General features: G+C 48.7%; 12 protein-coding genes, 3 tRNA genes and 1 riboswitch. Of the genes, 14 read left to right on the top strand and 1 reads right to left on the bottom strand.

The features are described 5' to 3' along the window. The first annotated feature begins 22 nt into the window (after positions 1-22). The 7 genes from FD28_RS08185 to FD28_RS08220 all read left to right on the top strand — a co-directional run bounded on the left by FD28_RS08185 (position 23) and on the right by FD28_RS08220 (position 6,507). A complete protein-coding gene (locus FD28_RS08185) occupies positions 23-466 on the top strand; it encodes a MerR family transcriptional regulator (RefSeq protein WP_057734447.1) in 444 nt (147 codons plus the stop codon). Positions 467-1,163: 697 nt separating this feature from the next. Continuing rightward, positions 1,164-1,727 (top strand): GNAT family N-acetyltransferase, encoded by a 564-nt coding sequence (locus FD28_RS08190; protein WP_057734449.1) that lies wholly within the window; start codon positions 1,164-1,166, stop codon positions 1,725-1,727. Positions 1,728-1,984: 257 nt separating this feature from the next. Then, on the top strand, positions 1,985-2,884 hold the full coding sequence (locus tag FD28_RS08195; RefSeq protein WP_057734451.1) for a cation diffusion facilitator family transporter: 900 nt from the start codon (positions 1,985-1,987) through the stop codon (positions 2,882-2,884). Between the two features lie 55 nt (positions 2,885-2,939). Next, positions 2,940-3,587: a metal-dependent transcriptional regulator gene (locus FD28_RS08200; RefSeq protein ID WP_057734453.1), complete on the top strand. Its 648-nt coding sequence runs from the start codon at positions 2,940-2,942 to the stop codon at positions 3,585-3,587. A gap of 924 nt (positions 3,588-4,511) precedes the next feature. Continuing rightward, complete coding sequence (locus FD28_RS08210) at positions 4,512-5,267, top strand: threonine/serine exporter family protein (protein WP_057734457.1); 756 nt, start codon at positions 4,512-4,514, stop codon at positions 5,265-5,267. A gap of 12 nt (positions 5,268-5,279) precedes the next feature. Next, the gene (locus FD28_RS08215; RefSeq protein ID WP_057734459.1) at positions 5,280-5,729 is read left to right on the top strand and encodes a threonine/serine exporter family protein; all 450 of its coding nucleotides are present in this window, start codon (positions 5,280-5,282) and stop codon (positions 5,727-5,729) included. An 88-nt stretch (positions 5,730-5,817) separates the two neighbouring features. Next, a complete protein-coding gene (locus tag FD28_RS08220; RefSeq protein WP_235806876.1) occupies positions 5,818-6,507 on the top strand; it encodes a phosphatase PAP2 family protein in 690 nt (229 codons plus the stop codon). A 68-nt stretch (positions 6,508-6,575) separates the two neighbouring features. On the opposite strand, the gene FD28_RS08225 is transcribed toward FD28_RS08220, so the two are convergent. After that, positions 6,576-7,364: a lp_1002 family arylesterase gene (locus FD28_RS08225; RefSeq protein ID WP_057734462.1), complete on the bottom strand. Its 789-nt coding sequence runs from the start codon at positions 7,362-7,364 to the stop codon at positions 6,576-6,578. A gap of 158 nt (positions 7,365-7,522) precedes the next feature. Between FD28_RS08225 and FD28_RS08230 the strand changes: the two genes are divergently transcribed. The 7 genes from FD28_RS08230 to FD28_RS08265 all read left to right on the top strand — a co-directional run bounded on the left by FD28_RS08230 (position 7,523) and on the right by FD28_RS08265 (position 13,254). Beyond that, positions 7,523-8,071: a GNAT family N-acetyltransferase gene (locus FD28_RS08230; RefSeq protein WP_057734465.1), complete on the top strand. Its 549-nt coding sequence runs from the start codon at positions 7,523-7,525 to the stop codon at positions 8,069-8,071. A 56-nt stretch (positions 8,072-8,127) separates the two neighbouring features. Continuing rightward, a riboswitch (Lysine riboswitch) is annotated at positions 8,128-8,309 on the top strand. Between the two features lie 118 nt (positions 8,310-8,427). Next, a complete protein-coding gene (locus tag FD28_RS08240) occupies positions 8,428-9,945 on the top strand; it encodes an amino acid permease (protein WP_191982164.1) in 1,518 nt (505 codons plus the stop codon). 239 nt (positions 9,946-10,184) lie between these two features. Further along, complete coding sequence (locus FD28_RS08245; protein ID WP_057734469.1) at positions 10,185-10,817, top strand: deoxynucleoside kinase; 633 nt, start codon at positions 10,185-10,187, stop codon at positions 10,815-10,817. Positions 10,818-11,205: 388 nt separating this feature from the next. Continuing rightward, on the top strand, positions 11,206-12,477 hold the full coding sequence (gene serS, locus FD28_RS08250) for a serine--tRNA ligase (protein ID WP_057734471.1): 1,272 nt from the start codon (positions 11,206-11,208) through the stop codon (positions 12,475-12,477). A 476-nt stretch (positions 12,478-12,953) separates the two neighbouring features. Beyond that, positions 12,954-13,026 (top strand) — tRNA-Val (locus tag FD28_RS08255). Positions 13,027-13,063: 37 nt separating this feature from the next. Next, positions 13,064-13,145 (top strand) — tRNA-Leu (locus FD28_RS08260). Between the two features lie 36 nt (positions 13,146-13,181). Beyond that, positions 13,182-13,254 (top strand) — tRNA-Thr (locus FD28_RS08265). Positions 13,255-13,334 lie beyond the last annotated feature (80 nt).

Below are 13,334 nucleotides of genomic sequence, written 5' to 3' on the forward strand. Positions count from 1 at the left end.
TATGGGAAGCAGGTGATTTGGGATGAATCATGATGAAACAGAATTAATAAAAAAATTTCCAGTGGAGCATCTGATACTCGGTATCGGCGACGTGGCGGAGGCAACTGGTGTCTCGCAGAGTCAGCTGCGGTACTGGGAACGCAAGGGCTATATTCAGAGTCAGGCGGTTGAAGATCGCAAAAATCGCAAATTTAGTTATAAAACGTTATTGAAGGTCCAACAAATCAAGACGTTACAAGATGAGGGCCTCACGTTGGTGGCCGCGGTCAAGCAGGCACAGCAACGTGATGCGTTGTTTGACACGCTGAGATCCTTTGTGGACGCGCGGTTTGACCACGTCAGTCTGGCTGACGATACGCATATTCAGGTTAATATGGGCAAATTCGATCCGGACCCCACTCAGGAGTTGATTGCGGAAAGAATTGACGGTGACTGGCGGTTTAAGCTGATTCCAGCGGGGAATTAGGCGTCTTTCATTGTTTATCGGCAATAACAATGGTAATCTGAAGGCACGGGGGATTCTTCATGTCCTAGGCAGAAAAAACTTTCGATACCAATCGATCTTCTGGCTGGATTGGTGGTCAATCATGTTGTTGACGTGTTGTGAAACCAGGCGAATAACCATGAGTAATAGCGCGTTTATCTCGCGCATGGACTACGTTGGCACAAGCTGACGTAAGCAATCGTGAAACCTAAACGACGTGTTTTTTGGAAAATTGAAACTGTTTTTGATTTTTCGCTCGCCTAGGGACGGCTCCCGCTGCGGTCGGTCAAGTTTAGAAAGTTCTTGACTGGCCGCTTTTTGTTTGCCCTTTTTTAGGGGGAGAGGGGACTTGTCACAGCCTTTGGGGGATGATGGTGTGACTGACTCGGTAAGGTGACCTGACTTCTGAGCGGACCAATTGACGGTTTTGTTAGCGTCACATGATGGGTGAGGTGTCTTTCAGGCAGGTGAGGCGTCAATTTTCAAATGGTGAGAAATCTGTGAGAAAATGAAAGAAAAATGATACGTCAAATTTTCCATGAAAGCCATCAGACCGGCATTTTCATTTGTGCCAATTTACACAGAAGAAAAAAGTTGGTCAAGATGGTTGTATTTCGTCGTCAGCGTGTTAGTATTACAAAATCGCTTTAAACCAAAAACATGAAGGATGGTGTTATACATGCTGTTACGACAAGCTACTATGGCGGACTTACCACAAATTGAATCAATCATTCGTGATGGTCGTGAATTATTGGCGGCCCAAGCAATTGATCAATGGCAGGGAGCCTACCCCAACACTGCAGTCTTAGTTGACGACATTCACCAAGGGTGGACGGTCGTGTTGGAAGAGAACAACGAAATCTTGGGGACTGCCGCAATTATTCCGGGAGAGGACCCAACGTACAAACAGATTGAAGGTCAGTGGCTGACCAAACAGGCGCCTTACTTGGCGATTCATCGTGTAGCAGTATCTAGCCACCATCATGGTCGTGGACTGGCCGGTGAATTGTTCAGTCGGCTGTTCGAACAGATTGATCAGTCTGCTGATATCGAAAGCATCCGGATTGATACGCACCCTCAAAATATGGCAATGCAACATGTCATTAAGAAGAATGGGTTCACGGAGACTGGGACGATTGATTTAGCTGCCGTGGATATGCCAGGCACGAAGGACTTTGCCTACGAACGGTTAACGGCGAACGTTCAACCAGCGCACATGGTCCACACCGTAACGACGAAATAGGGTAGTCGTTGGGAAAATCGCATTCAAAGTTGTGGGTTAAATAAGACTTATATATAATAGTAGGATTGGTTCCGCTTCCAGAGGGAAACCAATCCTTTTTTTTGCCATTTTTTCGGAGCTATGCCTTGTGGTAGCGGCGTTTGACCAACCATGGCTGATGGCCCATCAGATTAAAAATCAGGTTCCCCGAAAATTGACTGTTCATTCCCCCTAAACTCTGCGATAATAGGGATAGTAAACCATGGGGGCGGTTCACGTTGGAGAAGCGTAGTTTGTCGGGTGGCCGGTTTTTCTTGGTCACCGTCTTAAACGTTGTGATTACTATTTTTGAATTCATTGGTGGCCTGTTGTCGGGAAGCCTGTCCTTACTGTCGGACGCTTTTCACAACTGTGGGGATGCACTCTCAATTGTGTTAAGTTACGCGGCCCATCGCATTGGCAGTCGGCAGCAGACGCGCACCAATACCTATGGGTATCGGCGCGCAGAAATTTTGGCTGCGCTGCTGAATGCGCTGGTACTCGTGGTGATCTGCGTCATTCTGGCGGTTGAGGCGGTACGCCGACTCTTCCATCCGGAACCCGTACAGGGCACCGTCATGTTGCTGGTCGCAGTGGTCAGTTTCGTGGCGAATTTACTCTCGACCATCCTGTTGAACCACGGGGCCAAGCACAACCTGAATATTCGGGCGACCTATCTTCATTTGCTCAGTGATGCTCTGGCATCGGTCGGGGTCATTATCGGGGCCTTGATGATTACACTGTGGCACGTGAACTGGGTCGACCCCGTGATTACGATTCTAGTGGGGAGCTACATTGCCTGGGAGTCCTGGCCGATCATTAAGCAGGCACTGGGCATTTTGATGGAGGCCTCACCAAAGCTGAATTACGAGGCCATCGCGCGCGACATTGAACAGTTACCAGAGGTTGAGGGTGTCCATCACTTGCACGCTTGGCAGATTGATGAGAACAACATTGTCTTTTCCGTCCACGTGAATATGGACAATTTGCCCCTGGCACGGATTGAACCCGTTTACCGGCAGATTGAAACATTGCTCTGTCGGAAGTATAATGTAAACCATGTCACGATTCAGGCGGAGTGTCATCGGGGAGAACACGAGTCCTTGTTTTATGATCAAAATGATTGGCGTCACGAGTAGGGACAGTCGATTGCAAAACGAACGTTGACACAAAATTTAGATGAGGTGAACAGTGATGACTCCTATGAAGGAGGATTATTTAAAGATTATTTTTGAGCTGGGTGGTAAGCAAAAAAAGGTTTCCAATAAACAAATTGCGATCAGCTTAAATATTGCTGCCGGATCGGTAACCGAAATGGTGAACAAGATGACAGCAGAGGGCTTGGCCGAACACACACCCTATGCCGGGATTTCCTTGACCAATAAGGGGATTCGTTTGGCGGAAGATTTGGTGCGCAAACACCGGGTCTGGGAGGTCTTTTTGGTGGAGAAGTTGGGTTATGCTTTACCTGACGTCCATGAGGAAGCCGAAGTGTTGGAACACGTGACGAGTCCTAAATTAATTAATTCGCTGGATGACATGCTGGGACACCCCACGCATTGTCCCCATGGTGGGGTCATTCCCGACCGTTACGGGCACTATCATGAAGATAGCCATACGGTGCTGAATGATGCCAAGGACGATTCAGTGGTAACGGTCGATCGGTTTATTGACAACCGTGATCTATTGACGTACCTGGGAGATCTCAAACTGGATATCGGAGATCAACTACGAGTGATCAAGCATGATCCGTTCGAAGGCCCCGTGACGGTCCAGAACCTGACGGACGATGCCAAGCTCATCGTGAGCTATAAGGCGGCTCATTATATCTTTATCAAATAACAAAGGTTGGAAGTCCCAAACTATCGGCGCTGTCTGTTCCAGCAATATATAGTTGGCCTAAGACTGGGCAACATGGTAGTTCCTTCGCCTTACCGGTCGACAGATATGGGACTGGAACGGTGCGAACACAACTTGAAGCCTCGAAAATCACGAGTCTACAAGCTTGGTTTTCTACTAAGTCAGTAAGAAGTCCACTCACTGACTAAGTAGAACGACGCGCCTGAGCCCATATCTGCCGACCTCACGGCTTACGTGGTGTTCTCAGTCAACTGCGGTGCGGTAATGATTCAACGGTCGTTATTGATTGGGCTAAAAATGCTAAGTTCCGACTTTTCCGACTGTTGTCGTGGTAAAACACAACCAGAGCCGGAGGAGGCCAGGGATGGAACTGGCCGTGAAAGTGGTGTTAACTGGCGTTTTTCAGCCAGTTTACAGCACGGGCGACTTTGGAGACACGTGGTTTTCGTGGCTCCAAATCGAGCGAGAAGACTGGTGGCCTTCCAGTCTGAAGCGTCCCCACAGCAGGTGGAATCCCTGGCAGCCGGAGTGCGCGCAAATTAGACGAATTTGATGGCACGACTGTTTACCGATATTGGAATGCGGCAGGTACTTCATCTTGCCACCTTTAGTAAACAACATAATCTGTTTTAAAGGCGAAAGCGGTAGTCAATCTGACTACCGCTTTTTGGCGTCCTACTAATACTAACGAAATAAATGGCAAATCAGTCTCATTTTTTTACGGTCGGTCGGCAAAATTTAGGGGTGAGACTTTATCGTGAGGCTTTTGATCGGCGTTTTCGCATGGGTGTGCGAAGGGATGAATCTGGGTGAATTATTAAGTATTTATGCGATCGACTAACTTGCTGATGCCAGAACCCCACTGACTGTCGTATAATAAATGAAAAACCGGCGGGAGGGACTGAGATGAGCAGTCAGAAGAAACGGGATCAATTGATTTTACATACAGCATTAACCGCGGGTCGAATCATGATTGAAAATGGGTCGGAAGTGGAGCGGGTGGAGGACACCATGGAACGGATTGCCCACAATGCGGGGGCTAAGACCAGTCAGCTCTTCGTGATGATTACCGGTATTTTAATGGCCATCAATGGTGAGGTGGGCGCGCAGATTGAACCGGTCAAGCGGCGGACGTTTGATTTGGAAAAGATTTCCGTCGTCAATGACCTGTCGCGGCAATTTGCGGTTCATAAGATTACGCTCCAACAATTCGCCAATCAGTTGGATCACCTGGACAAGTCCACGAAATACTTTTCCTTCTGGCTGCAATTGCTATCCGCGGCGATGGTCAGTGGTCCGTTGGAAGTGGTCTTCCGGCATAACCTACCAGACTTCTGGATCACTTGTGTGGTTGGCGCCATTGGCTGGCTCGTCTTTTACCTGTTGAACAAGTTCATTCAGATTCGGTTCTTGTCCGAATTTGCCGCTGCGGCAACGATAGGGGTTCTGGCCATTTGGTCGGTACACCTGGGATTGGGCAACAGCGTCGATGACATTATCATTGGGAGCGTCATGCCCTTAGTTCCCGGTGTCCCCATCACCAACTCCGTGCGAGATATTCTGGCCGGTAACCTGGTGAGCGGGCCGGCACGGGGCGTCGAGGCACTGGTAAGTGCGGCGGCCATCGGTTTTGGGATCGCAATGGTCCTGCAATTTCTTTAGGGAGGGTACCAGATGTCTATCACTGAATTTTTTATTGAGGTGGCGGGGAACTATGTCGCAACCATTGGCTTTGGTATTCTGCTGAATATTCCGCGGCGAGCGTTGAACTATGCCGGTTGGATTGGGGTTATGGGGTACTTTGTGTACAAATTTCTCGTGATCTGGGGCGGTGGCTACGTCATCGGGAACATGTTAGGGGCCGTTCTCATTGGGGTGGCTTCTCTACAGGCCGCTAGAATTAAGAAGATGCCCATGATTCTATTTAATATCCCCGCCCTAGTGCCATTGGTGCCCGGGGGACAGGCCTATCAGATGATTAAGTACTTTGCGTTGGGACAGAATGCGACGGCGTTTGTCTTCCTGATCCAAGTTGTCATGATCTCGGGGGCCATTGCATTTGGCTTCTTACTGTCGGAATTAGTCAATCGGGTTCAGCAACGGGTGTGGCGACACCGACGATAACTTAAGGAAATCTGATAATCTAGTGGGGAACCTAGAATTCTAGCGGTGGGGTGGTATACTCATTGCTAGGGGTTTCCCAGAATCGGGTATGACGAAAGGAATTTTTATCATGATGTTATTTAATCGAGATCGGGATCGGCCGTGGAAGTTTACCTTAACCACGTTGCTGTTCCTGATCGTGGCTTACTTTGTTAAGGCCCAAAACGCTTACGTTGATTTCCTAGATTCATCAATCATTGATGTGATCCAGAAAAACCAACCGGGGTGGAAGACGTTACTCTATCGCGGTGTGACCAGCCTAGCGGAACCGAAACTAGCTATTATTTGGGTATTGATCCTGGCCTTTCTCTTATGGGGCTTTAAATTCAAGATTCCGGCGTTGTGGTGTCTCGCCACTTTAGCGGGTGGGGATGTCATTGCGGCCTTGGTCAAAAAAGTGGTTGCCCGGGCGCGGCCTTCAGCGCATCTGGCTATTGATGATGGATTTAGTTTTCCCAGTGGTCACGTGTTCGGGACGTTCCTGATTATCGCGATGATTTGGGTGATTCTCTTGCCCATGATTGCCAGTGCTTGGAAGGCTTGGCTCCTAAGAATCGTGTTGATTGTGTGGATGCTGTTGGTGATGGTTTCCCGAGTTTACCTCAACGCGCATTTCCCAACGGATACGATTGGGGCCTTACTGCTGGCTTACCTGTGGTTACAGGCGGCTGAGGGGCTTTACATCCGGTTCGCACCGATGATGCAGAGCTGGCCATTGCTCAAAAAATCAGAAGTTTAATCGTTTTAAAAAGGCATGACCGGTGAGGGTCATGCCTTTTCTTGTGGTATTAGTTTAGTTGGTGGCGGTTAATCTAATTCGTTGAGCCACTCCTCGGCGAGATCCAGCCAATGCGCCACGTGGGGCAGTGATGTCCCGGGTTTCCAAGCCGTCACGTGGTTGGCCAGGGCCAACCCATGAGAGCCGTGGTGGAAGACGTGAAGGTCCGTGTCCACGTGATGTGCCAGGGAAGCCTGAGCATAACTCATGGCGTTTTGCACGGGCACTAGGGGATCGGCTGCGGTGACCCAGATGAAGGTGGGCACGTTCCGGTCGTTGACGTGCTCGTCAGCGGCGATGCTGTTCGGATCATCGGTCCAGCTCGCCAGCATTTCTTGGTCCGTGGGGAATCCCAGTTTAGGGGAAATCACGGGGTAGCCAAGAATCACGGCATGCGGTTTAACCTGTTCGGGCCGGGTACCCGCCAGTTGGTTAATGTGGGCATCGTGCCAAAGATCGTTAAATAAGGCCACAATATGGCCGCCGACCGAGAACCCTGCGACGTTAATCTGGTCAGCGTCGATCTGCCAGGCCGCCGCGTTTTGGCGAATCACAGCGACACTCTGGGCAAGCTCGACCACGGGTGCAGGGAGGAGCGGCTTTTTTTCTGCAACAAAGCTATAGCGTAGGAAAAATGCCTGATAGCCACGGGCAGACCAAGCCAGTGCCAGATCCTCGGCTTGTTGTTCGGGGATGTGGGTGTAAGATCCCCCTGGCACAATGATCATGGCGGGGTAAGTTGCCGAATCACCTTGTCGTAGGTAGCCTTGCAAGTAAGCTGCGGAGTCGCTGGCCAATGACTGGGTAATAATTTTCATAACGAATCCTCCTTGATTAAGATAACTCATGTTAAGATGGAAGTACCGCGTTGAGGGTGCTTGGTGGTAGGTTCTTTGAAACGCCCGCAACGCGAGCTGAGCACATATCTATATTGTAACGCAGTTAGACAGAAAACCTAACGGAAGGGGAGATCAGGATGGCGACAATTTTAAAAACAGCGCGCTTGGATTTACGGCCGTTGACGGATAGCGACTATCCTGCTTACAAGCGGCTGGTCACCGATCCGTTAATCTCACGGCCCACGGGACTGATGAGTCAACCGGATGATCGCCAGGTTCGGCGATGGTATCAGGCCGATCGGCAGACCCCACTGTCCTACGCAGTGGTCCTCCACCGGATGAATCGGTTGATTGGGACGATTGTCTTCTATGAGTGGTTCGACGATACGGGGATGCCGGATGACACTGGCCTGGAATTGGGCTATTTCTTAGAGCCGGATTTTTGGGGGCAGGGGCTGATGGCTGAGGCGTTGACGGCTTGCTTGGCGGATCTCAGCGCAGCCACCTCGCCCGTACAAACCATCTGGGCGAATTGCCTGGTCAGCAATGAAAGATCCTGCCGATTATTAGAAAAATTATCTTTCCAAACAATCGGTGACCAATTGATGGCGGTGACGGGTAGTGGACAAACGTTGCAACGGCAGGCTCTATTACGCCTTGACCTGACTTATCACCAAAATAATTGACACTAATCTAAATTTAATCTTGCAATTTTCAGAATTCATGAGTATACTTCAATGTATCGAATAGAAGAGGCGCAATCAACATGAGTCGCTTTCCCGAGGTGGGTATCACCGATGATGGAGAGTTAAAGGGGCGATTGCCGAAATTCACGCGTGACTACCTAGCGCGGGGGTTGGGTCCTGGTTTAACAGATCAGGGACTGTCGCAGCCAAATATCGGTTGCGGGGCGCTTTCAACGATATTGACTTGGAATAATGAACTTTCCAATCTCTTTCGCAAAGCTTTTCTGCGGAAGAGATTTTTTCGTTCACTGGGTCGTTTCGAGGAAGTCCTTCTATAAAAAGAAGGAGGAAACATTATGGAACAAAGTATGACGAACGCAACAACAAGCGAGGCCTCTGATCAGGTTAAGCGGGGACTCAAGACGCGTCACGTTTCAATGATCGCGTTAGGTGGCTGTATTGGGACAGGGTTATTTGTCGCCAGTGGGTCCGCTATCTCTACTGCCGGTCCTGGTGGTGCATTGGTTGCGTATATTGCCATGGGGCTCATGGTCTACTTCCTAATGACCAGTTTAGGTGAAATGGCAACGAACATGCCCATCTCTGGTTCATTCGCGGCATACTCCGCTAAGTACGTTGACCCAGCTTTAGGATTTGCCATGGGTTGGAATTACTGGTTCAACTGGGCCATTACGGTTGCCGTTGATATCTCGACGGCGGCATTGGTAATGAAGTTCTGGTTACCTGGCGTTCCCGGCTGGATCTGGAGTGCGGTTGCGTTGATTCTGGTCTTTACGATCAACGCCTTCTCCGTTCAAGCCTTTGGTGAAACGGAATTCTGGATGTCCTTGATCAAGGTGGTCACCATCTTTATCTTCTTAGCCGTTGGGCTGATGACGATCGTGGGGATCATGGGTGGTCATGCCACTGGTTTGGAAAACTTCACGTACAAGAAGGCACCATTTGTTGGTGGCTTCCCTGCAATTCTGAGTGTGTTCGTGGTTGCTGGGTTCTCGTTCCAAGGTACTGAATTAGTCGGTATCACGGCCGGTGAATCTGAAGATCCTTCACACAGTGTCCCTAAGGCAATCAATTCGGTTTTCTGGCGGATCATTTTATTCTATATTCTAGCTATCTTTGTTATCGCCGCCGTCTTACCATACACGAGTCATGATTTGTTAGGGTCTTCCGCAAGTGACATTGCCATTAGTCCATTCACGTTGGTCTTCAAGCGGGCTGGTTTAGCCGCTGCTGCCAGTGTGATGAACGCGGTTATCTTGACGGCCGTTATTTCCGCCGCCAACTCTGGGATGTATGCGTCAACGCGGATGTTATTCTCTCTGTCCAAGGAAGGTTATGCACCAAAGCTGTTCGAACGGACGGGGAAGAACGGGATTCCTTATCCTGCCTTATTCGCCACGACGATCATTGCCGCTCTGACCTTCATCAGTAGTATTGCCGGTCCACAGATCTACATGTGGTTGGTTGCTGCTAGTGGGTTGACCGGGTTCATCGCTTGGTTCGGGATTGCCTTATCACATCTGCGGTTCCGTCGGGCATTTACCTTACAAGGACACAAGCTCTCTGAACTGAAGTACCATGCAAAGTGGTTCCCATTAGGACCTATCTTGGCCTTGGTTCTCTGTATTGCTGTGATTGTGGGTCAAGATCCACAATCCTTCTTCACGGGTAACTGGGAACAAGTTCTGGTCACTTACATGAGTGTGCCATTAGTCTTAGTTCTGTACATTGGTTACAAGATCAAGAAGCACACGAAGTTGATTCCATTGAAGGACGTTGACGTTTCCCCCGTTCACCGGGATGGCACGTTAAAGGAAGCCCCAAAGGCAGCAAGTGATGCATCAAACGATTAACTTAAAATTGTGTGGGCGATTTTAAATAAATAAATAATTTATAACGACGATTGGTTCGAGTGAATCCCGACCAGTCGCCGTTTTGTGTCTACTAAGGGGACAGAACCCTAGAACCGCTGAAGACGAATTTCCCACGACATATTGTCTTTTACGGATAGGGTTGGTACAATATGTAGTGTTGAAATTTAGACCGGATGAAAACGATTTCCGGAATGTGCGTAAATCAAAGGAGAGATAGCATGCTTGTACTATCAGGAACAATTGGGGCCGGCAAGACGAGTTTAACCAACTTATTAGCCGAACACTTACAGAAACCAGCTTTTTATGAATCGGTGGACGACAATAAGATCTTGCCACTGTTTTACCAAAACCCACAAAAGTATGCTTTCTTATTGCAAATCTACTTTTTAAATAAGCGGTTAGACAGTATCAAGGCTGCTAACGCTGATGATGAAAGTGTCTTGGATCGTTCAATCTTTGAAGACTCCTTACTCTTTCACTTAAACGCCGACCTGGGTCGGGCAACGAGCACGGAAGTTGATATCTATGACTCCTTACTGGCGAACATGATGCAAGAATTGCCAGACGCCGTTCACAAAAAGAACCCGGACCTGTTGATTCACATCAACATCTCGTTTGAAACGATGTTGGAACGGATCAAGAAGCGGGGCCGTTCATTCGAACAGATCGACCATGATCCTAGCTTGTTCGAATACTACAAGGAACTCGATCAACGCTACGTTAACTGGTACAACAACTACGACAAGTCACCTAAGATGCAAATTGACGGTGACAAGCTGGACTTTGTTGAAGACCCAGCAGCCCGGAAGCAAGTCTTAAAATTAATTGACGAAAAAATTGCATCACTTTAAGCTATGAATAGGAGGAAGCACTGACGGTGGTTGGTGCTTTTTTCTTTCGGGTCAGGCGGGGCGCGACCAGGCGTTGCCTGAAACAGAATCAATGAATGAAATTAAGGAATTGTCATGAGCCGCAAAATGCGGTATGATAAGCGTAATCAAAACACGAGGTGCCTATTCAGTAGACGGCCAGAGAAGCGGGGCAAGCTGCAAACCGCAACGTCGAAAATTCCAGCACTAACTAAAGTGGGCGGGTAATGCCGCACGGTGCAGACCGTTATCATGTTCAAGGGTATGACTGAAGATTGCAGTCATGAACTTGGGTGGTACCGCGAAGGTCTTCGTCCCATGTGACGGAGGCCTTTTTTGTATCATCCGAAAAATCGAAGGGAGTAAGTAGATGTTAGATTTAAAATTAATTCGTCAAGAACCCGATTTCATTAAGGAAAAGTTAGCCACCCGGGGTGTCGATCCAGCCGATATTGATGACCTGTTAGCTTTGGATGCCAAGCGGCGTGAACTCATCGTGAAGAGTGAAACCATGAAGGCCCAACGGAACACGGTGTCCGATGAAATTTCACAACTCAAACGTAACAAGGAAGACGCTAACGATAAGATTACCGAAATGCGTCAAGTGAGTGCCGACATCAAGAAGATTGACGCTGATCTCGATACCTTAAAGGCTCAGGTTCAGGATGCGGCGGCGCATCTACCTAACATCCCTAACGACAATGTGCCAGTCGGTTTGACGGAAGATGGTAGCGTGGAAATCCGTAAGTGGGGTGAAAAGCCTAACTTGGACTTCACGCCTAAGGCCCACTATGAACTGGGTGAAGACCTGGGCATCTTGGACTTCGAAGCAGGGGCTAAGGTCTCAGGGAGTCGTTACCTCTACTACTTGGGCTTAGGTGCACGGTTGGAACGGGCCGTCTACAACTTCTTCCTCGATGAGAACACGAAGGCCGGCTTTAAGGAAGTGCTGCCGCCTTACATCGTGAATGACGATTCAATGTACGGTACGGGACAATTCCCTAAGTTTAAGCAGGATGTTTACCAACTGCGGGATGAGGATATGACCTTGATTCCAACGGCCGAAGTGCCTTTGGTCAACTACTACCGTGACGAAGTGATCCCAGAAGCCGACTTGCCAGTCTGGTTCACGGCATTAACCCCAGCCTTTCGTTCAGAAGCCGGTAGTGCCGGTCGCGATACCCGTGGCTTGATTCGGTTGCACCAATTTAACAAGGTCGAAATGGTGAAATTCTGTAAGCCAGAGAACTCATGGGACGAACTGGAAGCCTTAACGAAGCACGCTGAGAGCCTCTTACAGAAGCTGGGACTCGCTTACCACGTGATTACGTTGACGACGAGTGACATGAGCTTTACGGCGGCAATGACGCATGATCTGGAAGTCTGGTTCCCAGAACAAAATACGTACCGGGAAATCTCTAGCTGCTCCAACACCACGGACTTCCAAGCTCGGCGGGCACACATCCAATACCGGGATGAAAACGGTAAGCTCCAATATGTCCACGCCTTGAATGGCTCTGGCTTGGCCGTTGGTCGGACAGTCGCAGCGATCTTGGAAAACTACCAAAATGCTGATGGCTCTGTTACGGTGCCAGAAGTCTTGGTTCCTTACATGGGTGGCGTCACTAAGATTACCAAGTAATTGAAGATTATGGGTGTTTAATCAACAAAATGGGTAAATATAATGCAGGGCTCTTGTCAGTTAAAGCTGATGAGAGCCCTGTTTGTTTGGTCCTAAGTGCGGCATTTTGGGTGAATAATAGGGGATGAATAATTTTTTTGGTTATTTTTGCAATTTCTTATTGACGAGGGGGTGGGACTTCGTATAGAATAGTTTCTGTTGGTTAATTCATGTGACACCGGCGCAGTCCGGCGGAACCCTGAATCGGCAATCTTTTTGGAAAAACAAGTCATCAAAAATTTTGCAAGAAAATGCAAAAAAGTGTAGCTTTTTCCGAGAAAGTAAGATACAATATTATTTGTTGCTAAGCGAGTAGTTATTCAGCTAACGAATATTTATTCAAAATAATTCGAAATTGTTGTTGACAAGCTTCGCTGAACATGGTAAATTATAATAGTTGTTTCGAGCGAGTTCGTCTGATTCGCTTCGGAAAATATGGAGGATTAGCTCAGTTGGGAGAGCGTCTGCCTTACAAGCAGAGGGTCACAGGTTCGAGCCCTGTATCCTCCATTGGAACTCAGGTTCCTGGCGTTAGTTCGCCAACGTTGCAGGTGTGGCGGAACTGGCAGACGCGCTAGATTTAGGTTCTAGTGTCTTATGACGTGGGGGTTCGAGTCCCTTCACCTGCATTAACCAAATATAGCAAAATATCCAATAAATATTTTGCCGACTTAGCTCAGTTGGCAGAGCATCTCACTAGTAATGAGGAGGTCGGAGGTTCGAATCCTCTAGTCGGCATGGCACCTTTAATAAAATAGCCAATTTGCGGAAGTAGTTCAGTGGTAGAACATCACCTTGCCATGGTGGGGGTCGCGGGT

This window comes from Levilactobacillus hammesii DSM 16381 (genome assembly GCF_001434395.1).
GTDB lineage: Bacteria > Bacillota > Bacilli > Lactobacillales > Lactobacillaceae > Levilactobacillus > Levilactobacillus hammesii.

Bases quoted from the DNA above. Each gene is read 5' to 3' on its own strand.
- FD28_RS08185 (WP_057734447.1), top strand. From the start codon at position 23: ATGAATCATGATGAAACAGAATTAATAAAAAAATTTCCAGTGGAGCAT.
- FD28_RS08190 (WP_057734449.1), top strand. From the start codon at position 1,164: ATGCTGTTACGACAAGCTACTATGGCGGACTTACCACAAATTGAATCA.
- FD28_RS08200 (WP_057734453.1), top strand. From the start codon at position 2,940: ATGACTCCTATGAAGGAGGATTATTTAAAGATTATTTTTGAGCTGGGT.
- FD28_RS08210 (WP_057734457.1), top strand. From the start codon at position 4,512: ATGAGCAGTCAGAAGAAACGGGATCAATTGATTTTACATACAGCATTA.
- FD28_RS08215 (WP_057734459.1), top strand. From the start codon at position 5,280: ATGTCTATCACTGAATTTTTTATTGAGGTGGCGGGGAACTATGTCGCA.
- FD28_RS08220 (WP_235806876.1), top strand. From the start codon at position 5,818: ATGACGAAAGGAATTTTTATCATGATGTTATTTAATCGAGATCGGGAT.
- FD28_RS08225 (WP_057734462.1), bottom strand. From the start codon at position 7,364: ATGAAAATTATTACCCAGTCATTGGCCAGCGACTCCGCAGCTTACTTG.
- FD28_RS08230 (WP_057734465.1), top strand. From the start codon at position 7,523: ATGGCGACAATTTTAAAAACAGCGCGCTTGGATTTACGGCCGTTGACG.
- FD28_RS08240 (WP_191982164.1), top strand. From the start codon at position 8,428: ATGGAACAAAGTATGACGAACGCAACAACAAGCGAGGCCTCTGATCAG.
- FD28_RS08245 (WP_057734469.1), top strand. From the start codon at position 10,185: ATGCTTGTACTATCAGGAACAATTGGGGCCGGCAAGACGAGTTTAACC.
- serS (WP_057734471.1), top strand. From the start codon at position 11,206: ATGTTAGATTTAAAATTAATTCGTCAAGAACCCGATTTCATTAAGGAA.